This is a genomic window from Streptomyces sp. NPDC058525, assembly GCF_042719495.1.
Classification (GTDB): domain Bacteria; phylum Actinomycetota; class Actinomycetes; order Streptomycetales; family Streptomycetaceae; genus Streptomyces.
Window position 1 is genome coordinate 1 of sequence record NZ_JBHXNP010000090.1, and the last position, 21,223, is coordinate 21,223.

Genomic DNA, 21,223 nt, shown 5'->3' on the forward strand with positions numbered 1-21,223 from the left:
CCGTTATATACACCCCCCATATCGTCGGCTGCGTCTGTTGTGTATACGCCACAGCCCCGGGTCCTGGCCAGGACCCGGGGCGACCGGCGGAGGGGGTGCGTTCCCGGAAGACACCCCCGAAGGGACTGACCGGGGAGGTCGGCCGGTCAGACCCGGCCGCGGAGCGGGCGGCGACGGCGCAGCACGTGGGCACCGGCGCCGAGGGCCGCCGCGCCGACGAGGCTCGCACCGATGGCGGTCTCGGCGGTGGACGGGCCGAGGGACCCGCCGATGCCGCCCTGCGAGGGCCGCCCCTGGAGGATCCGGAAGCGGGCCGTCGCGACGAGGCTGTTGTCGTTGCACTTGACCGACAGCGTGTGGTTGCCCGGCGAGGCGTGGTTGAAGATCCGGACGGTGGCGAAGCCGATGGATCCCGCGGACAGGTTGGCCGGCGGAAAGTTGCCGTGCGAGGTGACGGTGCCGCCGTGTCCGCAGCCCGAGGCGCTCACCTGCATCGTGGATCCCTGGTGCACGGCGAACGGGTTGACCGAGACGTTGCTCGGTCCGCTGCCCCCGCCGAGCGGGGGGTTCGCGGAGGCGAGCGGAGTACTGAGGCCGATCGCGGCGCAGGTTGCCGCCGTCACGGTGAGAGCGCGCAAGACACGCATGGTGGAACCTCCAGCGGGAAGCGCCCCGGAGCGTCGGCCCCGGATGATCGACGAGAACGCCTCCCATCTCGAACCCTCGGGGCGGCCCGCAACCTCCGCATTTCCGCCTTTGGGCCGCCCGGTTGAGCGACACGCCGAAGCGCGGGCACCGTGGCTGACGGATCCGCAGGTCACGACCCGTCAGGCATTTATGTGACGATTACCTGGATGGGCGCACCCCTTCCGGCCCCCTCCCGACCGCGGCCACCCGTTCGCCCCTCCCCTCTCGCCGTCCTGCCGGGGCGGCCTTAGCGTGCGTGAAGTAGGGCGTACAGGGGTGGGACAGGATCGCGGGTCGGGACCCCCGCGTCGGGAAGGGAGAACGATGGGCGAGGACGAGACCGGGAAGTCACGCAAGTTCTCACCGTGGGGCGTGCTCGCCCTGGTCATGCTCAGCGGCCTCGCGATGGTGCGCAACGGCGTGGACATCGACGACGGGCCGCCCCAGCCCACCGCGGCCTCGGCCGTCGCGGTGACGGCCGACCAGTTGCCGGCGAACCCTCCGCAGGCGCCTGCGGACCTGGAGGTGCTGGAGCACTCGTCGGTGCAGCGCATCCGGATCCCCACGATCAACGTGGACGCGCCGGTGATGACCGTCGGGCTGGACGCGGAGGGCTGGATCGACGCCCCGCCGCCGCAGGACCGCAACCTGGCGGGCTGGTACCTCAACGGCATCTCGCCGGGCCAGCGGGGCTCGGCGGTGATCGTCGGCCATGTGGACAACGCGCAGGGCCCGGCGGTCTTCTACGGCCTGGGCTCCGTCAAGCCGGGCAACCACGTCGAGGTGGAGCGGTACGACGGGCGCACGGCGGTGTTCGAGGTGTACGGCGTGGAGGTGTTCTCCAAGGACGCCTTCCCCGGATCCCGGGTGTACGGGGACACCGGGCACGCGGAGCTCCGGGTGATCACGTGCGGCGGGGGCTACTCGAAGTCCCGGGGCTACGACGGGAACGTGGTCGTCTTCGCCCGGATGGTGGAGACCCGCTGAGCGGAGCCGGAGGCCGGAGCCGGTCTTGTGGGCCGCCCGCGACACGGCCGGACGGCCCACCACCCGGCATCTCGGCGACGTCTAGGACTCGGCCCGGCGGGCCACGCGGTAGCGGAGGTAGACGAACTTCGCGTTGAAGGTGCGGGTCTCGACGAGTTCGAGATCCACCCGGCGCTCTTCGCGGGCGAAGAACGGGATGCCGCCGCCGACCAGTACCGGGTGGACCATGATCTGGTATTCGTCGATCAGGTCCGACGCGGCCGCCTCGGCGGCGAGGGTCGCGCCGCCGATCGCGATGTCGCCCTCCCCCGGCTCGGCCCGCAGCCGCCGGATCTCCTCCGCCAGGCCGCCGGAGAGCAGGCGGGCACGGCCCTGCACCGTCGACAGCGTGGTGGAGAACACCACCTTGGGGAGCGGCTTCCAGAGCGCGGTCCATTCCTGCTCGTCCTCGCCGAGCGAGGGGTCCTGGTCGGCGGTCTCCCAGTACAGCATCGTCTCGTACAGCCGTCGCCCCATCAGGTGGACGTCGATCTTCCGGATCTCCTCGATCCAGAACCGGAAGACGTCCGGATCGGGATCCGTCCAGTCGATGCCTCCGTCCGGCCCGACGATGTAGCCGTCCAGGGAGACGCCCATCGAGTACGTCACGCTGCGCATGGCAATCCTCCTCGGGAACAGGCTCCGACCCTACGCCCGCCGGCCGCCGCCACGCCGGGAACACCGCCTAGCGGGGCGGCAGCGTCGGCAGGGTCATACGGTAGCCGCGCGCGAGGAGTTGGGGCAGGTACGAGCCGATCGCCCGGACGCTCTGCGAGCGGTCGCCGCCCGCGTCGTGGGACAGCACGATCACGCCGGGCCCGGCGCCGTCCAGGACCCGGGAGATGATCGTGGTCGTCCCGGGCTCCTTCCAGTCCAGGGTGTCCACGGTCCAGGCGAGCGGCTCCATGCCGAGTTCGGCGCCGATCTCGAAGGCGGCCCGGTTCCACGCCCCGAACGGCGCCCGGAACCACACGGGCGCCTCGCCCACCACCTGCTGTACGACCTCGCTGGTGCGGCCGATCTCGGAGACGAGGGCGGGCCGGCTGAGCCTGGGGATGAGCGGGTGGGTCCAGGTGTGGTTGCCGATGACGTGGCCCTCGGCGGCCATCCGGCGCAGCAGGTCGCGGTTCTCGGTGGCCATCTCCCCGCAGACGAAGAAGACGGCGCGCACCCCGTAGCGGGCGAGGGTGTCGAGGATGCCGGGGGTGTAGCGGGGGTCGGGCCCGTCGTCGAAGGTGAGCACCATGCAGTTCCCCGAGGCGGCGCCGGGCGGCAGTTCGAGGATGGGGCGGGTGCGGACGGCCGGCTTCGCGAGCGGTGGCCGGGCGGGGGCCTCGGCGGTCATCGGCCGCAGCCGGTAGGACTTCTCGAGTCTCCCGTCGGGGAGCATCCCCGGGGGCCCGGCGGCCGGGTTCGGGCCGGGTCCGCCCGCGGGGGCGGGGCCGGAGCCGGGCCGGGGCGCACCGCCCTCCTCGCCGCCCGCGTCGATCAGCCCGGCGGCGGCCGCGACTCCGAGGAAGACGGCGGTACGCAGGAGCACGCGTCGCCCTACTGTCGGCTCGTCATTTTTCATTATTACTACGTATCAACGACATCGCCGCGGATGTCGAGAGGCGCGGACGCGCCCCGCCCCCCTCACCCGATCAGCCGCGTCTCACCAGGGGGAACGGGAGCGTCTCGCGGATCGTCAGCCCCGTGAGGAACATGACGAGGCGGTCCACCCCGATGCCGAGGCCGCCGGTGGGCGGCATCGCGTACTCGAGCGCGTCCAGGAAGTCGTTGTCGAGTTCCATCGCCTCCGGGTCTCCGCCCGCCGCCAGCAGGGACTGGGCGGTGAGCCGGCGGCGCTGTTCGACGGGGTCGGTCAGCTCCGAGTAGGCGGTGCCCAGTTCGGTTCCGAAGGCCACCAGGTCCCAGCGCTCGGCGAGCCGCGGGTCCTTGCGGTGCTGGCGGGTGAGCGGGGAGACGTCGGTGGGGAAGTCCTTGTAGAAGGTGGGCAGTTTGGTGCGCTCCTCCACGAGCCGCTCGTACATCTCCAGGACCACGTCGCCGCGGGTGTCCTCGGGGGCGTGGGGGACGGCCGCCCGGTCGCAGAGCCTGCGCAGGACGTGCTCCTCGGTGTCGGCGTCGACCTCCTCGCCGAGGGCCTCGCTGATCGCCCCGTACATCGTCTTGACCGGCCAGGGTCCGGAGATGTCGTGGACGACGAGCTTCCCGTCGGGTCCCGCCTTGTGGGCGACGGGCGAGCCGAAGGCGGCGGTGGCGGCGCCCTGGATCAGCTCGCGGGTGAGGTCGAGCATCACGTCGTAGTCGGCGAAGGCCTGGTAGGCCTCCAGCATCGTGAACTCGGGGTTGTGCTTGTAGGAGACGCCCTCGTTGCGGAAGGTGCGGCCCATCTCGAAGACCTTCTCCATGCCGCCGACGCAGAGCCGTTTGAGGTACAGCTCGGGCGCGATGCGCAGGTACAGGTCCAGGTCGTAGGCGTTGATGTGGGTGCGGAAGGGGCGGGCGTTGGCGCCGCCGTGGATCTGCTGGAGCATCGGGGTCTCGACCTCGAGGTAGCCGCGGTCCAGCAGCCCCTGGCGCAGGGCCTGTACCGCGCTGGAGCGGGCCCGTACGACGTCGCGCGCGTCGGGGCTCGCGACGAGGTCGAGGTAGCGGCGCCGGACGCGGGCCTCCGGGTCGGCCAGGCCCTTGCGCTTGTCGGGCAGGGGGCGCAGGCACTTGCCGGTGAGCTGCCAGGACCGTACGACCAGGGACGGTTCGCCGGTCCTGCTGGTGCCGGCCTCTCCACTGGCCACGACGTGGTCGCCGAAGTCGACCTGGGAGGTGAAGGAGTCCAGTACCTCGGCCCCGGCCTCGTCGCGGGTGAGCATCAGCTGCACGTCCCCGGACCAGTCGCGCAGGACGGCGAAGACCACCCCGCCGAGGTCGCGCACGACCATCACGCGGCCGGCGAGGGTGGCCTGCTGCCCGGAGCGGGTGCCGGGGGGCGGGCTGTCGGGGAGGACGGTGCGGAAATCGGCGACGGTGTGGGTGCGCTGCCGGATGCCGACGGGGTACGGGTCGGTGCCGGCGGCCCGGATGCGCTCCATCTTCTCGTGGCGCACGCGCACCTGTTCGGGGAGCCGCTCGGCCTGGGCGGCCGCGGTCTCCTCCCCCACGGCGTCCAGGTTCAGCGAGGCGATGGAGGGCAGCCCCTCGGTGGTGGCGGGGGCGGTGAGGCCCTTGGGGTGTCCGTTGCCCCACAGGGTGCGCAGGCTCGGCACCGAGACGAAGCCCTCGGCGATGCCGGAGGCGAGGCTGACCCGGGCGAGCGAGCCGGCGTCCTGGTAGCAGAGGAACCGCGGGTACCACTCGGGGCCGTACTTGACGTTCGAGCGGTAGAGCGCCTCCAGCTGCCACCAGCGGGAGAAGAAGAGCAGCAGCTTGCGCCACAGCTTCAGGACGGGGCCGGCGCCGATCCGGCCGCCCTCCTCGAAGGCGGAGCGGAAGACGGCGAAGTTGAGGGAGATCCGGCGTACGCCGAGGCCGGGGGCGGCGGCGCAGAGCTCGGCGACCATGAACTCCATGACCCCGTTGGGGGCGGTGCGGTCGCGGCGCATCAGGTCGAGGGAGATGCCGTCCTTGCCCCAGGGGACGAAGGAGAGCAGGGCGATCAGCTCCCCTTCGGCGTCGAAGGCCTCGACGAGCAGGCAGTCTCCGTCGGCGGCGTCGCCGAGCCGGTCCAGGGCCATGGAGAAGCCGCGCTCGGTCTCGGTGTCGCGCCACCGGTCGGCCCGGTCCACGATCATCTGCATCTCGTCCTCGGAGAGGGCGGAGTGGCGGCGGATGAGGGTGGTGGCTCCGGTGCGCTTGACGCGGTTGACGGCCTGGCGGGTGACGCGCATGTCGCGGCCGTCGAGGTCGAAGTGCGCAACGTGCAGGATGGCCTCGTCGCCGAGCTGGAGGGCGCTGAGGCCGGAGCGGGCGTAGGCGGTGGCGCCGTCCTCGGAGGCGCCCATGACGGCGGGCTGCCAGCCGTAGCGGCGGGCGACGGCGAGCCAGGCGTCGATGGCCGGGGTCCACGCGGCGGGGTCGCCCACCGGGTCGCCGCTGGCGAGGCAGACGCCGGCTTCGACGCGGTAGGTGACGGCGGCCATGCCGTTGGGGGCGAAGACGACGGCCTTGTCGCGCCGGGTGGCGAAGTAGCCGAGGGAGTCGCTCCGCCCGTACGCGCCGAGGAGGGCGCGGATGCGGGGCTCCTCGTCCCCGTGCAGGGCGGCGGTCAGGCGCTGGGAGCGGAAGAGGGTCGCGGCGGCGTTCAGCAGGGCGAGGGCGCCGAACAGGCCGAGCAGGAAGTACAGGGGGCGGGGCGGGCGGCCGTCGAACTGGCGGGCGGAGAAGAGGCCGCCGAAGACCTGCTTGGCGGCCCAGTCCAGCCACTGGCCCTTGGGCAGGGTGCCGGGGAAGAGGGCGACGAGCCCCCAGCCGACGAGGACGGCCGCGAGCAGCCCGAGGCCGAGCACCATCAGGGCGCGCCACAGGGCTCCGGGCCGGGAGGCGGCGTAGAACTCGTTGCGGGCGGCGATCAGCAGTCCCATGGCGGCGACGGCCAGCGCCATGGAGGGGACGCCGATCCACAGGTCGCCGATGGCGATGTCGATCACGTCGTCGAGGATCAGCAGGGCCAGATAGGTGACGACGATCCACCAGGCGACCTTCTTGCGGGTGCCGAGTGCGGCGGCGAGCAGGAAGAGGAAGACGGCGTAGGCGAGGTTGGCGCTGACCGGGACGACGAAGAGGTCGAGGAACCGGACGACGTGCCTCAGCAGGCGCCGCAGCGTCGGGGAGAGCGCCAGCAGGGCGCACAGCAGACCGAGCGTCCCGAAGAACGCGCCGAATCCGTCGGGGACCCGGTTCAGGAAGCGGTTCCGGGTTCCGCGCGTCTGCTCCACGGTGGCACTCATGGTTCGCACTGTAGGGAGGGCGGCGGCGGTCCGCTCGCCGAGAAGGCGACACCTTCCGCGGCGACCCTCCCCCGGCTACCGCTGGGAGGTGCCCCCGGCGGGCCTGGTGAGCGCGGCGGAGGAGCTGACGGCGGACGCGGTGGTGGTCGGCGCCTCGGAGCAGGCGGGCCACCGCATCGTGGGGTCGGTGGCGATCCGCCTGGTGAAGGCGGGCCGCCGGCCGGTGACCGTGGTTCCGTGAGGCGCCGGCGCGGCGCCGGCGTGACGTGAGGGCTACTTCGCCATCGTCAGGCCGTCCTTCGCCGCGCCGCGGCTGAGGACGGCCTCGGTGATGGCGTCCTGGGCGGCCTCGTACTCGTCCTGGCCGGGGTTCTCGGCGAGGGTCGCCGGCAGGTTGACGACCCGGCCGATGGAGAGGTCCATCATCTGCGGGACGAACTCGGCCTTGGTGACCTGCCAGCGCTGTCCGGGGGCGGCCGGCGGGGCGAAGGTGAAGCGGCCGATCGAGCCGTAGTTGCCGCGCATGTCCCGCGCGCCGGAGTAGTTGAACATCTCGCCCGCGACCTGGTCGCCCATGCCGTAGACGATCCAGGTGCCGTTGACCTTCTCGTAGGCCTGCGGGATGTGCGCGTGCGTGCCCAGGATCATGTCGATGTCCGGGCGTCCGCCCGTCTGCGAGGCGGTCAGCGCCTTGCCGAGCGAGAGCTGGTGGTCGTCCGGTGCGGTCTGCCACTCCGTGCCCCAGTGGAGGCTGACCAGGACCATGTCCGCGCCCGCCTTCCGGGCCGCCCGCGCGTCCGCGACGATCTTGTCCTGTTCCATCAGGTTGACCGCCCACGGCTGTCCCTGCGGCATGGGGTACCCGTTGGTGTCGTAGGTGTACGCGAGGTGCGCGACCTTGGCGGAGCCGGCCGTGTACGTGGTCACCGTGGCCGCCTCGGCCGCCGTACGGGCCGAACCGGCGTGCTTCAGGCCGACCTTGTCGAAGCGGTCCAGCGTGCGGCGCAGCCCGTCGGCCCCGTCGTCCAGGGTGTGGTTGGAGGCCGTGGAGCAGCCGTCGTAGCCGGTGTCCTTCAGCGCGTCGGCGACGCTCGGCGGGGAGACGAAGGCGGGGTAGCCGGAGAACGGGCCGTCCTCGTCGCCGTAGATGGTCTCCATGTGGCACAGGGCCAGGTCGGCCCCGGAGACCACGGGCTTGACGCCGGAGAACATCGGCCGGAAGTCGTGCCCGTCGCCGCCCGCGTCGTTCGCCGCCCGCTGGATGACCGAGGTGTGCGGCAGTACGTCGCCGCTCGCGACCAGGGTGAAGCCCTTGCCCGCGGCGGCCGCGGGGGCCCCGGCGGCGCTGGAGGCGGCCGGTCCGGCGGATTCGCCGAGGCGGGCCGGGGCCGGTTCCCCGGCGGCCGAACAGCCGGCGGCCGCGGACAGCAGGAGGGCCGAGAGGAAGGCGGCGGCCTGTCGGGTGCGCTTGGTCATCTCGTGCCCGGCTCTCATCAGTACGACTATCCGATCTCTCGTAATCCATATAACAAGACGTCAATAGTCAAGGAACGGATCCGTCCGCCGGGCACCCGGCCACTCGATCGGCCGCTGCCGTTCGCCGCGCCGTTCGACCGTTCACCGCCCGGCCCGGCCGCCCACCGGACGACCCGGGTGCTTGGGCGCACCGGCCGGACCGGACGGTTCCCGTCGGGGCTCCTCGCAGGTCAGGGTGAGTGCGTCGACCTCCCCCACGGACCTCCGCACACCTCGGAAGGAGCCCCTCGTGCCGCTCTCCCCCGTCCTTCGGCGTACCGACCCCGAGACGCTGGCCGAACTCCAGCGCGACCACGGGCGGGCCCTGTTCGGTTTCCTGGTCGGGCTCACCGCCGGGGACGCCCAGCGCGCGGAGGACCTCGTGCAGGAGACCCTGGTACGGGTCTGGCAGCACCCCGAGGTCCTCTCGACCGAGCACGAGTCCATGCGGCCCTGGCTGTTCACGGTGGCCCGGCGGCTCGCGATCGACGCACGGCGCGCCCGCCTGTCACGGCCGCAGGAGGTGGACCCCGAGGGCCTGGAGCACGCGCCCGCCCCCGTGGACGCGGTGGCCGGCTCGGTCACGGCGATCGACGTCCGGCGGGCCGTCGGCTCGCTGGGCCCGGAGCACCGCGAGGTGCTGATGCAGGTCTATTTCCGGGACCGCTCGGTGGCCGAGGCCGCCGCCGAACTCGGCATTCCGGCCGGAACCGTCAAATCCCGTACGTACTACGCCCTGCGCGCCCTGCGGAAGGACCTCCAGGGGTACGGGTACGGACTCGGCGCCTGAGCCCGGCCGGAACCGGGAGCCTCCGCGCGAAGAGACCGAGTACTGCCTCGAATGCGCGCTAACCGGACACAAACCGCATGGAATGAGGCATCGATGCGTTCAAGTTGAGTAAACATCCCCCGCCCGGCGAGCCGCTCGGTGAAGGCTCAGGGCTGACGGCGGGACGCTGAACGCGCGGGAGAAGGTGGAACGGTGCAGCCCGAGGGTATGAACGGCACCAGTGACGGCGGGCTCGCGGTGCCCATGGCTTGGCTCTACGCCGAGTACATCGCAGACGAACTGCTGCGCACGGGCCGGCTGATCCCGGTCAGCACCCTGGAGTTCCAGGCCGGGCGGGACACGCTCGCGCTGACGATCTACCTCTCGGACGCGGCCGGGGAGCTCTCCGGCATCCGGGTGGTGTCCCAGCTCGACGAGTGGCTCTCGCTGACGGCGTACGGCCACCCGTGGCGCGACTGGGTGCACACCCGGTTCCTCGCATTGGGCGAGGAGGCCCGCGAGCGCGGGCGCGCCGAGGAGCCGGACCTGGAACTGGCCCGGGCGGCCTGGCGCTGGCTGGACCATACGGAGCTGTTCGCCACCAACCTCGACCCGGGACGGCACGGGCACGCCGACACCCCGCCGGGACTGGACGAGAACGCGCGGGTGTGGACCCCGGCCTGGCAGCTCGGCCTGCCGCTGGGCCACTTGGCGATGCACCTGTTCTGAGGACGGGCGGACACGACACCCCCTACGCGCGGCGGTGGGGCCCGGGGGCCTCGGCCGGGTCCGTCACCAGGCCGGTGAAGTCCGCCTCGTTGCGCTCGGCGCGCACGACGTACCAGCGGGCGATCAGCCACATCACCGGATACACCAGCAGGCCCAGCGCCAGCCACACCAGCGGCCCGGACGCCGCCCGCGGCAGCAGCAGCACCAGCGGCAGCGCCCCGACCGACAGCGCGAGTCCGGCCAGCGCGCCCAGCCCCGCGCGGAGCTGGCTGCGCATCAGCGCCCGTACGTAGGTGGCGCCCAGGGTGGTCTGCTCGGAGATCTCCGAGCGGGCCGGGGTGTGCGCGGGCGGCCTGCGGCGCGTGCCGCGGGGCACCCCGGTGACGATCTCGCGCCGCGGCGGCTGCCGCTGGTCCTCGGCCATGGGGCCGGAGTCTACGCAGCGCTCCGCTATTTGAGGAGGCGCGAGAGCCGCCGGTCAGCGAGCGGCTTCCCGCCGGTCTGGCAGGTGGGGCAGTACTCCAGAGAGGAGTCGGCGAAGGAGACCGAGCGGACCGTGTCCCCGCACACCGGGCACGGCTCCCCGGCCCGGCCGTGCACCCGCAGCCCGCTCTTCTTCTCGGCCTTGAGCCGCCCGGCGGCCACTCCGTGCGCCCGGCCGACGGCCTCGCGCAGGGTGTCCTGGACGGCCGCGTACAGCCGGGTGGTCTGCTCCTCGTCGAAGGACGCGGCCAGTTTGAAGGGCGAGACCTTGGCACGGTGCAGGATCTCGTCGCTGTAGGCGTTGCCGATCCCGGCGATGACGCTCTGGTCGCGCAGCACGCCCTTGATCTGCCGCCGCTCGCCCGTGAGCAGGGCGGCGAAGGCATCCCGGTCGAAGGCCGCGTCGAGCGGATCGGGACCGAGGCGGGCGATGCCCGGCACCTCCTGCGGGTCGTGCACGACGTACACCGCGAGGCGCTTTTGGGTGCCGGCCTCGGTGAGGTCGAAGCCGGCGCCGTCCGCCAGGACCACGCGCAGCGCGAGCGGTCCCTTGCCGGGGCGCGGCGGCTGCGCGGGCACGGCGTCCTGCCAGCGCAGCCAGCCGGCCCGGGCCAGGTGGGTGACGAGGTGGAGCCCGCCGATGCGCAGGGCCAGGAACTTGCCGTACCGGGCGGTGGCGCCGGCCGTCTGCCCTTCGAGGGCGGTCAGCGGCGGGTCGTACGTCTTGAGCACGCTCACCGCGAGCGGGAGGACGCGCTCCACGACCCGCCCCGTGAGGTGCTCGTCGAGGTACTCCCGCAGGGCCTCGACCTCGGGCAGCTCCGGCATGCTCCCAGCCTGCCCCGGCCCCGGACGGAACGCGAACGGTACGGCGGGCCCGGGCGTCAGCCCGTGAACCGTACGGCCCCGGCGTCAGCCCGTGAACCGTACGGCGGCCGGATGTCAGCCCATCACGAACTCGCACCACACGCACTTGCCGCTGCCCCGCGACTCCACGCCCCACACGTCCGCCAGCCGGTCCACCAGCATCAGCCCGCGCCCCGACACCCCGGACTCCCCGGCCTCGCGCCGCCTCGGCAGGGCGCTGGAGCGGTCCTCGACCTCCACCCGCAGCCGCCGTTCGGGCCCGTTCAGCACCCGCAGGGTCACGATCGCCGGCCCGTCGGTGTGCATCAGGGCGTTCACGATGAGCTCGTCGGCGACGAGCTCGATCTCGTCGGACCGTTCCCGCGCGCCCCACGCCCGCACCGCCGCGCCGATCATGTGGCGCGCCGCCACCAGGGCTTCCGGGTCCGCCGGCGCGACGTGCTGCTGGAGCCGGCCGCCGCCCTGCGGGGTGTCCTCCACCTGGCGGCGCAGCAGGAGCAGCGCCATGTCGTCGTCCCCGCCCCGCTCCTCGACGACCCCGCACAGCCGGTCGGCGAGGAGCTGGAGGTCCGCGGGTCCGCTGCGGACCAGGGAGGTGAGCAGCCGGATCCCGTCGTCCAGGTCGGCGCCGGGCTGCTCCACCAGCCCGTCCGTGCACAGCAGGATCGTTTCCCCCGGGTCCAGTTCGACCGTGGTCACCGGGTACTCCAGGCGTCCGAACTCCGCCGAGAGGCCCAGCGGCATCCCGCCCCCCACCGGGAGCCTGCGGCAGTCCCCGCCGCGGGTGCGCAGCAGCGGGTCGATGTGGCCGGCGCGGACCAGCTGGAGCACGCCCGTGGAGAGGTCGGCCTCCGCGTACGTGCACGTCGCGAAGCGGTCGGTGTCCAGTTCGTGGAGGAAGACCGAGGCCCGGGCCATGACCGTGCCCGGCGAGTGGCCCTCGGCGGCGTACGCGCGCAGCACGATCCGCAGCTGGCCCATGACCGCCGCCGCGTGCGTGTCGTGGCCCTGGACGTCCCCGATGACCGCGCCGACCCGGCCGCCGGGCAGCGGGATCACGTCGTACCAGTCGCCGCCGATGTCCTGGCCCATCCGGGCGGAGCGGTAGCGGACGGCGATCTCCGCGCCCGGCACCGACGGGATCCGGCGCGGCAGCATCGCCTGCTGGAGGCCCTCGGCGAGGTCGTGCTCCTGCTCCAGCAGCATGGCCCGCTGCAGGCTCTGCGCGATGCTGCTGCCCAGGGCGACGAGCAGGTTCCGCTCGTCCTGGGTGAAGCCGTCCTTGTCCTGGTAGAGCAGGCCGATCGCACCGATCGGGCGGGCCTGGGCGATGAGCGGCAGATAGGCGGCCGCCGAGATCCGCATGTACTCGATCTTCGCCCAGAGCCCGGGATAGCCCGCGGCGAACTCCTGCGCCGAGTCGAGGAACCGCGGCTGGAGCGAGCGGACCACCTCGCTCATCGGGTACTGCTCGTCCACGCGCGTGTACCGCGTCCCCGGCACGAAGCTGCCCTGCGGCCCCTCGGCGACGAGGTGGATCCGCCCGGCCTCGACCAGGCCCATCACCATGCCCATCGAGCCGAGCCGTTCCAGGCCGTGGGCGTCGCCGAGCGCGTCGATGACGTCCTGGACGGTCCGGGCGTGGGCGAGGGCGGCGGTGGTGCTCTCCACCACCGAGGTCTGGCGGCGCCGTTCCTCGTCGAGGCCGAGGCGTTCCGCGGAGTGGCTGAGCTCGTCGGTGGCGTCCCGGACTATGCCGATGATCCGGTACGGGCGCCCGTCGGGGCCGCGCATGACGCGGCCCTGCGTGTGCGTCCAGCGCAGCCGGCCGTCGTGGCAGCGGATGCGGAAGTAGGCGCCGTAGCTGTCCTCGCTGCTCTTGAGGGCGCTGGAGACCAGGGCGTCGAGGCGGGTGGCCTCGACGGGCGGCACGCGCGGCGACAGGGATTCGGGCCGGCCGTCGTACTCGTGGGGGGCCGTGTCGAAGACGTCCAGTGCCGCCGCGTCCATGTGCATGAGCCCGGTGACCAGGTCCCAGTCGAAGCTGCCCATGCGGTTCAGTGCCAGCGACCGGTCCGGGTGCGCGGGCCAGTCGTCCGGCAGCGATACGGAGCTCGGCACCGGTCCACCATGACACACGGGCCGGTCAGGCGCTCTCCAGCGAGTAGCCGGGGTCGGAGGGCGACGGCTGCTGCTCGTCCGGGACGGCATAGGGGTCGGAGGGGTCCGAGGGATCGGAGGGATCGGAGGGATCGGCAGGGTCGGCGGGGTCCGAGGGGCCGAAGGGGTCGAAGGGATCGCCCTGGTCCTCCGCCCCGTCGGAGGGGGCGTCCGAGGGCAGGTCGAAGGGGTCCTCCGGCAGCGCGCCCGAGGGCCCGTCCGAGGGCGGCTGCTGCGGCGCGGCCGGGTTTGACGGCAGGCCGGGACTGCGCCGCGGCCCGTCGCCCGGAGCGGACGGCGAGGAGGGGGTGGCCGGCGAGCCGGGCGGGCAGTCCGCGGACGGCGGGGCCGGTACCCCCTGCCTGTTGCCGCGCGGCGTCGGCGGCGCCGTACGGGCGAGGCTGTTGCCGGTCGGGCTCGGGCAGGGCTCCGCGGGCACGGTCCCGGGCGGGGTGACGGGCCCGTCGGGGATGCCGTCGGCCGGGTCGTACCGCGGCGGCACCTGCGGGGGCCGGTCCCGGGCGCCGTCGTCGCCCCGCTTGCGCTCGATCCAGGTGTTGTCGGCGATGTTGACGATGACCAGGTTGTCGATCACGTGGGTGGTGGGTTCGATGACGACGACCTGGTTGGGCTGGTAGCCGTTCCACGGGTCGCCCTTCTGGACCGGGGAGCCCTTGGGCGCGCGGGGCGCGAGCAGCGGATTGCCGCAGGCGCAGCGGACCCGGGGCATGCCGTGCTCGTCGACGAGGACGGCGGTACCGGCCTGGAGGACGGACTGGAAGCCGTCGGCGGCGCCTTCGCGGAAGCCGTGGCTGGTGACCCTGGTGTCGGCGCGCAGCACGACGGGGGTGAGACCGCGGAGGAAGTCGGGGATCTTCGCCTGTTCGATGTCGGAGGCCTCGGCGAAGGCGCGGGCCTTGGCGGCGTCCTCGGTCAGGTAGCGGACCTGCTGTTCGACGTCGCAGCTGCCGAGCCGCTGGGTGCCGCCGTACAGGCCGGGGGTGGCCGCGTTCACCGTGCGGATGCCCTGTCCGGTCGGGTTGGGCAGCGGGGGCTGGACGGGGGCGGACTCGGCGGTGGCCGAGGAGGCGGTGAAGGGGGCGGGGCCCGCGGAGGCCACGGGCTGGAGGTATACGTCTTGGCTCTCGGATCCCGCGCTCCCGCGCTTGTCCTCGGAGCCGCCGCAGCCCGCCGCGAACAGGCCGAGGGCGGCCAACAGAGCGGCGCCGGCCGGTGCGTGACGACGCGGCGCCTGACGAGGTGTCGGAGGTGTCGGTGCGTGCACGTGTATCTCCCTTTTCGCCCCGGTTGCTCCCTCTTGTCTGCCGCATCCGCGCGAGGGCCGCAACCGGAGCGCTTCTTGAACATGTTCAAGGAACCCCGTAGAGTCACCCTCGCGAGTTGAACACGTTCAACACGCTGGGGAGGGGAGATCGTCATGACGGTACTGGTGAACGTGATCGTCACCTTGGGCATGCTCTACGTGGTCCCGGCCGGCCTGCGCCTGATCGACCCGGCCGGGCTGCGCCGCACCGCCCGCCTGTGGCCGCTGCCCGCCGCCCTCGGAGCGGTGTGCCTGTGGCTGCCGCGCGGCCTGCCGGCCACGGTGCTCGCCGCACTCTACGCGGCGGCCTGTCTGGCCCTCGCCGCGCGGGCCCCGGCCGTGCTGCTGCGGGGCCGGATGCCCGGACCGGCCGACATCGCCGTGGCCACCGCCCTGGCCTCGCCCGCGGTCGCCGGGACCGCCCTGGTCGCCGAGCGCGCCGGCCACCGGCTCTTCGGCTTCGACCTCGACATCCTGGCGCTGACCGTGCCGCACTTCCACTTCGCCGGATTCACGGCCGCCCTGGTCGCCGGACTGGTGTGCCGGGCCGCGGCGCCCGGGCCCGGCGCCCGCTGGGCCGCCTACAGCGTCCCGGCCGGCACCCTGCTCGTGCTCCTCGGCTACTTCGTCGACGACTGGGCCGAACTGGCGGGCGCGGTGGTCCTGACCGGCGGGATGTGGGCCGTCGCCCTGACGACCTGGCGGGAGATCCGGCCCGCCGGACCCGACCGGGCCACACGGGCGCTGCTCGCCACCTCGGCCGTGGTCCTGGTCGCCACCATGCTGCTCGCCGTGTGGTGGGCGGCCGGCGAGGCCACCGGGATCCCGCACCCGACGCTGACCTGGATGGCCGCGACCCACGGCCTCGGCAACGCCCTCGGATTCGCCCTCTGCTCGGTGCTGGCCTGGCGCCGGCTGACCGCAGACCACCCGCAGACCGCGACCGCACAGCACACACAGACCGCGGAGGCCCCGCGGACCGCCCGACAGGAGACCACGCCATGACCCGCATCATCAGCGCCGGCCGGGACGCCCTCAGCTACCCCGAGCGGGGTGCGACGGCCCGCCGCCCGCTGCCCGCCGGCTACCACCACCTGCACCACCGCACCCGCATCGGCCACGGGCGGGCCGCCTTCGAGGCCGCCGGAGTCGCGGTGACCACCTTCCACGCCCACCGGACCTCCGGGATGCGGGTGCGGGCCGACGCCGGGGCCGTGCGCCCCGGCAGCCGCGCGGTGGTGGGCATAGGCCTCGGCCCGCTGCGGATCAGCGCTCCGTGCGAGGTGGTCTGGACGGCGTACGAGCCCACCCGGGTGGGCTTCGCCTACGGGACGCTGACCGGCCATCCCGAGAGCGGGGAGGAGTCCTTCGTCGTCGACATGGACGCCGACGGCACGGTGTGGTTCACCGTGACCGCCTTCAGCCGCCCGGCCGGCTGGTACACCCGGCTCGCGGGCCCGGTGGTCCCCCTCCTCCAGCGGAGCTACGCCCGCCTGCTCGGCCGCCACGTGCGCAGGCTGGCCGCCGCCGCCTGACCGGCCCGATACTGGAGGCGATGGACTGGTTCACGGCGCCCGGGTACTGGCTCGGCCGGCTGGTCTTCCAGCGGGCCCTGGCCGGTGTCTACCTCTTCGCCTTCGTCGGGGCCGCCCTGCAGTTCCGGGCCCTGATCGGAGCGCGGGGCATGCTGCCCGTGCCGCGCTACGTGCGGTACGTGCCCTTCCGGCGCGCGCCCAGCCTGTTCCAACTGCGCTATTCCGACCGGCTCTTCGCCGGGTGCGCCTGGGCCGGGGCGCTGCTGGCCGCGGCGCTGGCGGCGGGCGCCGGGGACGAGGTGCCGCTGGCCGTCGCCATGGCGATGTGGGCGCTGCTGTGGCTGCTCTACCTGTCCATCGTGAACGTGGGGCAGACCTGGTACTCCTTCGGCTGGGAGTCGCTGCTGCTGGAGGTGGGGTTCCTCGCCGTCTTCCTCGGCAACGCCCGGACCGGGCCGCCGGTGCTGGTGCTCTGGCTGCTGCGCTGGGTGCTCTTCCGGGTGGAGTTCGGGGCCGGGCTGATCAAGATCCGCGGGGACTCCTGCTGGCGCCGGCTCACCTGCCTCTACTTCCACCACGAGACGCAGCCGATGCCCGGGCCGCTGAGCTGGTTCTTCCACCATCTGCCCAGGCCCCTGCACCGGGTGGAGTGCGCGGCCAACCATGTGACCCAACTGGTCGTTCCCGTCCTGCTGTTCACCCCGCAGCCGGTGGCCTCGTACGCCGCCGGGGTCATCGTGGCGACGCAGCTGTGGCTGGTGCTGTCCGGCAACTTCGCCTGGCTGAACTGGCTGACGATCACCCTGGCGCTGTCGGCCGTTGACTTCACGGGGCTCGCGGGGGCGCCCCCGGCGGCCGCCTCGCGGGCCGCGCCGGTGTGGTTCGCGGTGCTGGTCTGCGCGGTGACCGTGCTGGTGCTGGTGCTCAGCCGCCATCCGGTGCTGAACATGATCTCGCGCCGCCAGGTGATGAACCGCTCCTTCGACTCGCTCCACCTGGTCAACACCTACGGGGCGTTCGGCACGGTCGGCCGGATCCGCGAGGAGGTCGTGGTCGAGGGGACCGCCGACCGGGTGCCGCACGCGGACGGGGCCTGGCGGGAGTACGGCTTCAAGGGGAAACCGGGCGGACTGCGCAGGCTTCCCCGCCAGTTCGCCCCGTACCACCTGCGCCTGGACTGGCTGATGTGGTTCGCGGCGCTCTCCCCCGGATATGCGCGGGACTGGTTCGGGCCGTTCGTGGAGCGGCTGCTGGCGGGCGACCGGGACACGCTGCGGCTGCTGCGCCACAATCCGTTCCCGGACGCCCCGCCGCGTTATGTCCGCGCCCTGCTGTACCGATACCGGTTCACCACGTGGCGGGAGCTGCGCGAGACGGGCGCGTGGTGGCACCGCACGCTGGTGCGCGAGTACCTGCCGCCCACCCGTCTCGCCGGCGCGGCCCGGTCAGAGCCCGAGTAGCTCCGCTTCCCGGGCCGCGTCGAGGCCGGGCGCCGGCCGGTCGGAGCGCTGCGGGGCCCGTCCGCCGAGCGAGCGGAGCCAGGCCCAGGTGTCGGCCACGGTCTCCTCGACCGGGCGGCACTTCAGGCCCGCGGCCAGGGCCTTGGAGACGTCGCCGCCGTACATGAAGTCGTGCCCCTCCCCCGCCGGGATCCAGACCGGGAGCTCGGTCCAGGGCTGCACCCCGGCCCGCTCGATCGGTTCGCGGTCGGTCCAGCGCAGGTCGGCGCCGCCGCCGGTGGTGGCGGCGCAGGCCTCCAGGAGGCTGCCCATGGTGGCGTGCCCGACGGGCGAGACCGTGTTGTACGCACCGCCCAGCCCGGCGGCGGCCGCGTCGAGGGTCCAGCCCGCGAGGTCGCGCACGTCGATGTACTGGAGCGGGAGGTCCCGCGGGCCGGGGGCGAGGACCGGGCCGCCGCGGGCGGTGCGGTTCAGCCACCAGGGCAGCCGGCCGACGTTCTCGTACGGGCCGAGGATCAGCCCGGCGCGCAGCAGCAGGGCGCGGTCCGCGAAGGCTTCGAGGGCGGCGAGTTCGCCGCCGCGCTTGTCCTCGGCGTAGGCGGTGGATCCGGCGTCGGGCGAGCCCTCCACCACGGGGGCGTCCTCGTCGCTTCCGGCCGGGGCGGGGTAGGAGTACACGGAGCGGCTGGAGACGTACGCGTACCGGCCGGCCCGCTCGCGCAGCAGGCGGGCGCTGTCGCGTACGGCGGTGGGGGCGCCGCCCCAGGTGTCGACGACGAGGTCCCATTCCCCTTCGGCCAGGGCGTCCAGGCCGCCGGGGGCGGTGCGGTCCCCGTGCAGGGCCGAGGTGCCCGGCGGGGGTGCGTGGTGGCCCCGGTGGAAGACGGTCACCTCCCAGCCCCGGTCGAGGGCGTCCTCGGTGATCGCGCGTCCGACGAATTCGGTTCCACCCAGCATCAGCAGCTTCATGCCCTCAGCGTGCCCGGCCTGCCGGGGCGGCGGAAGTCATGATCGCCGTCAGCGATGACGCTCACGGCGTAGGCGGTCCGGGAACCTTCCGGGGGTGCGGCAGCGCCCCGGTGCGGGTGGGCACAGGGGCGCGCGTACCGCTCTTGCGGGTCAGTCGATGCCGGGCAGGATGTGCGATTCCGCCAGGTCGTCCTCGTACCCCGCCAGCCGGATCGGGGCGGACCGCGCCCAGACCTCAAGGCTTCCGAGCTCGTCGGTCCGCGGCTTGGCCCGCGTTCCCGTCCGCTCCAGCAACGTCGGTTCGGGCTTCGTCGTTTCTGTCACCGCGCACTCCTCTGTGTCGCGTAACCCGGCAGGCGTGCCGCGCCGGGCTGGGAGGAAAGGGTTTCCGGACGCGGTGGCGCCTTGGTGGAGCGTGGCCCGGGTGGGGCCGTCTGATGCCCCAGAGTACACATATGAGCGGGCCCCCGCTCGATAGAAAGGCAAAAACCACGTCGCCCTCTTGTTTTCGCCGCGAGTTCAGGAAGTCGTCGGCCCGCGGGTGCGACAAGCATGGTCCGCTCGTGCCCGGATGCGCGCGGGGGCGACGGAGGGAGCGGCGGTGGCGAGGTCCGGAGTACGGGGTTTCGAAGTGCCCCACGTGTCGGGCGTTCCGGAGCTGATGGATCTTCTGCACGCCTGCCGCGACGGCCGTGGACTGCGGACCGCGGCCCTCCTGCGCCGCGCGCACCCGTTCGACAAAGAGCTCCAGATCGCGGGGCTGGTACTGGATCTCGGCGAGCTGCTCCGTCCGGGTGACGCAGCGTCCCCGCGCGATCACGATGTGGCGGAAGCGGTGCGTCCGCTGCTCGGTGAGCGGGTGGCCCGGCTGATCCGCCTGCACGCGCGGGCCGGGGAGGGTGCCGGGCCCGGCGCCCCGGCGGCGGCCGGCCCGGACGGCGAGGCCGCGGGGGCCCTGCGCCAGGCGCACGACGCCGCGGACGCGGCGGGCCCGGAGGCGGGCGAGCTGGAGGACTGGCAGCCGGTGCTGGAGCTGGTCGCGGCGGGTGCCTACCGGGCCGCGGCCGGGCGGCCCTTCCTGCCGAGAACCTGAACGGCCCCCTCGGCAGGCCGAGGGGGCCGTTCTCGGGGTCTCGGGGATCGCCGCCCCGGCGATCCCCCTGGGGGCCGCCGGGGCCGCGGGCCCGGCGCGGCTACCAGTTGGCGGGGGCGTAGTCCTTCAGGAAGACTCCGAACAGGTCTTCGCCCGCCTCGCCGCGGACGACGGGGTCGTAGACCCGGGCCGCGCCGTCGATCAGGTCGAGGGGGGCGTGGAAACCCTCCTCGGCCAGCCGCAGCTTGTCGAAGTGCGGGCGCTCGTCGGTGATCCAGCCGGTGTCGACCGAGGTCATCAGGATCCGGTCGGTCTGGAACATCTCCTGGCCGCTGGTCCGCGTCACCATGTTCATCGCGGCCTTGGCGGCATTGGTGTTCGGGTGGCCCGCACCCTTGTAGCCGCGGCTGAAGACGCCCTCCATCGCCGAGACGTTCACGACGTACGCCCGCCCGCTGGTCGCCTTCCGGGCGGCCTCGGCCATGGCCGGGCGGAGCGCGCTGATCAGGATGAAGGGCGAGGTGTAGTTGCACAGCTGGGTCTCGAGCAGCTCCACCGGGGAGATCTGGTCGATGGTCTGCACCCAGGTGTTGCTCTCGACGACGTCGGGCAGCAGGCCGCCCGCGTCGATGGCGGTTCCGGCGAGGTGCCGCTCCAGGCTGGCGTTGCCCGCCACCAGGGCGAGGTCGGCGACCTTCTGCGCCTCGAGGCCGCTCACGCCGACGGGCAGCGCCGCCAGGCCGTCGACCGCACCGGAGTTGAAGGCGCCGATGACGTGGTGGGCGGGGAGCTCGCCGGCCGGCAGCGGGGCGCCCTCGCCCTCGACCAGCGCGGCGTACGCGGTGGGCAGGCGGCGCACGGTCTGCGTCGCGTTGTTGATCAGGATGTCCAGCGGACCGGCCTCGGCCACCTGGTCGGCGAGGGCGACGGCCTGGGCCGGGTCCCGCAGGTCGATGCCGACGACCTCCAGGCGGTGGATCCAGTCCGCCGAGTCCTCCATCGCCTTGAAGCGGCGGATGGCGTCCTTGGGGAAGCGGGTGGTGATGGTGGTGTGGGCGCCGTCGCGCAGCAGCCGCAGCGCGATGTACATGCCGATCTTGGCCCGGCCGCCGGTGAGCAGCGCGCGCTTGCCGGTGAGGTCGGCGCGGGCCTCCCGCCGGGTCCGGTTCTCGGCCGCGCACTTCTGGCAGAGCTGGTGGTAGAAGTAGTCGACCTCGACGTACCGCGTCTTGCAGATGTAGCAGGAGCGCGGGCGCTGGAGTATCCCGGCGATCCGGCCGGCCTCCGTGACCGAGGTGGGCAGCAGGCCCTCGGTCTCGTCGTCGATGCGCTCGGCGGAGCCGGTGGCGGTGGCCTCGGTGACGGCCCTGTCGTTGGCGGTCTTGGCGGCGCGGCGCTCCTGGCGGCGGCGCTGCTTGACCGTGCGGTAGAGGCCGGCGGTGGCGCGGCGTACGGTGATCGCGTCGGGGTGGTCGACGTCGAGCTTGTCCAGCTCGTCGAGCACGCTGAGGCAGAGGGCCAGCCGCTCGGGGTCGATGCCCGGTCCGTATGTGTGCCCGTAGTCCTGGCTGTCTTCGGTCACCGTCATGGCCGCTGCCGTTCCTTGATCACTCGTCCGCATCCGCCTGCTGCGGAAGTCCTCAAAAGGGAAACTGTA

At 73.3% G+C, this 21,223-nt stretch carries 19 protein-coding genes and 1 pseudogene; 8 read left to right on the plus strand and 12 right to left on the minus strand.

From position 1 onward, the window contains the following. Positions 1–146: 146 nt before the first annotated feature. Complete coding sequence (locus ACFWP3_RS31910) at positions 147–647, minus strand: hypothetical protein (protein ID WP_384227989.1); 501 nt, start codon at positions 645–647, stop codon at positions 147–149. Between the two features lie 364 nt (positions 648–1,011). Between ACFWP3_RS31910 and ACFWP3_RS31915 the strand changes: the two genes are divergently transcribed. After that, positions 1,012–1,674, plus strand: coding sequence for a class F sortase (locus tag ACFWP3_RS31915; RefSeq protein ID WP_384227991.1), 663 nt, complete (start codon positions 1,012–1,014; stop codon positions 1,672–1,674). 81 nt (positions 1,675–1,755) lie between these two features. Here ACFWP3_RS31915 and ACFWP3_RS31920 read toward each other — a convergent pair whose 3' ends face one another. The 3 genes from ACFWP3_RS31920 to lysX form a co-directional block, all read right to left on the minus strand. Then, positions 1,756–2,331, minus strand: coding sequence for a dihydrofolate reductase family protein (locus tag ACFWP3_RS31920; protein WP_384227993.1), 576 nt, complete (start codon positions 2,329–2,331; stop codon positions 1,756–1,758). Between the two features lie 67 nt (positions 2,332–2,398). Beyond that, positions 2,399–3,286 (minus strand): polysaccharide deacetylase family protein, encoded by an 888-nt coding sequence (locus ACFWP3_RS31925; RefSeq protein WP_384227995.1) that lies wholly within the window; start codon positions 3,284–3,286, stop codon positions 2,399–2,401. 70 nt (positions 3,287–3,356) lie between these two features. Further along, positions 3,357–6,662 carry a bifunctional lysylphosphatidylglycerol synthetase/lysine--tRNA ligase LysX gene (gene lysX / locus ACFWP3_RS31930; protein WP_384227997.1) on the minus strand — a complete coding sequence of 1,102 codons (3,306 nt, stop codon included), beginning with the start codon at positions 6,660–6,662 and terminating at the stop codon, positions 3,357–3,359. 91 nt (positions 6,663–6,753) lie between these two features. Between lysX and ACFWP3_RS31935 the strand changes: the two are divergent. Next, a pseudogene (locus ACFWP3_RS31935) lies at positions 6,754–6,903 on the plus strand (universal stress protein); the annotation flags it as partial. A gap of 32 nt (positions 6,904–6,935) precedes the next feature. Here the strand turns inward: ACFWP3_RS31935 and ACFWP3_RS31940 are convergent. Further along, entirely contained in the window at positions 6,936–8,138 is a 1,203-nt protein-coding gene (locus tag ACFWP3_RS31940) for a CapA family protein (protein WP_384228051.1), read from the minus strand. Between the two features lie 289 nt (positions 8,139–8,427). Here ACFWP3_RS31940 and ACFWP3_RS31945 point away from each other — a divergent pair, with 289 nt between their 5' ends. Beyond that, positions 8,428–8,967 carry a sigma-70 family RNA polymerase sigma factor gene (locus ACFWP3_RS31945; protein WP_384228000.1) on the plus strand — a complete coding sequence of 180 codons (540 nt, stop codon included), beginning with the start codon at positions 8,428–8,430 and terminating at the stop codon, positions 8,965–8,967. 207 nt (positions 8,968–9,174) lie between these two features. After that, positions 9,175–9,675 (plus strand): hypothetical protein, encoded by a 501-nt coding sequence (locus ACFWP3_RS31950; protein ID WP_384228002.1) that lies wholly within the window; start codon positions 9,175–9,177, stop codon positions 9,673–9,675. A gap of 22 nt (positions 9,676–9,697) precedes the next feature. Here ACFWP3_RS31950 and ACFWP3_RS31955 read toward each other — a convergent pair whose 3' ends face one another. The 4 genes from ACFWP3_RS31955 to ACFWP3_RS31970 all read right to left on the minus strand — a co-directional run bounded on the left by ACFWP3_RS31955 (position 9,698) and on the right by ACFWP3_RS31970 (position 14,470). Next, entirely contained in the window at positions 9,698–10,099 is a 402-nt protein-coding gene (locus tag ACFWP3_RS31955) for a hypothetical protein (protein ID WP_384228004.1), read from the minus strand. A 26-nt stretch (positions 10,100–10,125) separates the two neighbouring features. Next, entirely contained in the window at positions 10,126–10,986 is an 861-nt protein-coding gene (locus tag ACFWP3_RS31960) for an Fpg/Nei family DNA glycosylase (RefSeq protein WP_384228006.1), read from the minus strand. A 114-nt stretch (positions 10,987–11,100) separates the two neighbouring features. Then, positions 11,101–13,164 carry a SpoIIE family protein phosphatase gene (locus ACFWP3_RS31965; protein WP_384228008.1) on the minus strand — a complete coding sequence of 688 codons (2,064 nt, stop codon included), beginning with the start codon at positions 13,162–13,164 and terminating at the stop codon, positions 11,101–11,103. 7 nt (positions 13,165–13,171) lie between these two features. Continuing rightward, on the minus strand, positions 13,172–14,470 hold the full coding sequence (locus ACFWP3_RS31970; protein ID WP_384228010.1) for a DUF6777 domain-containing protein: 1,299 nt from the start codon (positions 14,468–14,470) through the stop codon (positions 13,172–13,174). Between the two features lie 153 nt (positions 14,471–14,623). Here ACFWP3_RS31970 and ACFWP3_RS31975 point away from each other — a divergent pair, with 153 nt between their 5' ends. Genes ACFWP3_RS31975 through ACFWP3_RS31985 form a run of 3 tightly spaced genes read left to right on the plus strand, consistent with a single transcriptional unit; the run spans position 14,624 to position 17,504 of the window. Next, complete coding sequence (locus tag ACFWP3_RS31975) at positions 14,624–15,514, plus strand: YndJ family protein (protein WP_384228012.1); 891 nt, start codon at positions 14,624–14,626, stop codon at positions 15,512–15,514. Further along, positions 15,511–16,044 (plus strand): DUF1990 family protein, encoded by a 534-nt coding sequence (locus ACFWP3_RS31980; RefSeq protein WP_384228014.1) that lies wholly within the window; start codon positions 15,511–15,513, stop codon positions 16,042–16,044. The genes ACFWP3_RS31975 and ACFWP3_RS31980 overlap by 4 nt, the downstream gene beginning before the upstream one ends. Positions 16,045–16,064: 20 nt before the next feature. Beyond that, positions 16,065–17,504 carry a lipase maturation factor family protein gene (locus tag ACFWP3_RS31985; RefSeq protein WP_384228016.1) on the plus strand — a complete coding sequence of 480 codons (1,440 nt, stop codon included), beginning with the start codon at positions 16,065–16,067 and terminating at the stop codon, positions 17,502–17,504. Here ACFWP3_RS31985 and ACFWP3_RS31990 read toward each other — a convergent pair. Beyond that, positions 17,490–18,473, minus strand: a complete 984-nt coding sequence (locus tag ACFWP3_RS31990; RefSeq protein WP_384228017.1) for an NAD-dependent epimerase/dehydratase family protein — start codon at positions 18,471–18,473, stop codon at positions 17,490–17,492. The genes ACFWP3_RS31985 and ACFWP3_RS31990 overlap by 15 nt on opposite strands. Positions 18,474–18,623: 150 nt before the next feature. Continuing rightward, a complete protein-coding gene (locus ACFWP3_RS31995) occupies positions 18,624–18,797 on the minus strand; it encodes a hypothetical protein (protein ID WP_384228019.1) in 174 nt (57 codons plus the stop codon). A 337-nt stretch (positions 18,798–19,134) separates the two neighbouring features. Here ACFWP3_RS31995 and ACFWP3_RS32000 point away from each other — a divergent pair, with 337 nt between their 5' ends. After that, positions 19,135–19,566, plus strand: a complete 432-nt coding sequence (locus tag ACFWP3_RS32000) for a hypothetical protein (protein WP_384228053.1) — start codon at positions 19,135–19,137, stop codon at positions 19,564–19,566. 100 nt (positions 19,567–19,666) lie between these two features. Here ACFWP3_RS32000 and ACFWP3_RS32005 read toward each other — a convergent pair whose 3' ends face one another. Further along, complete coding sequence (locus tag ACFWP3_RS32005; protein ID WP_384228021.1) at positions 19,667–21,154, minus strand: SDR family NAD(P)-dependent oxidoreductase; 1,488 nt, start codon at positions 21,152–21,154, stop codon at positions 19,667–19,669. Between the last annotated feature and the right edge of the window lie 69 nt (positions 21,155–21,223).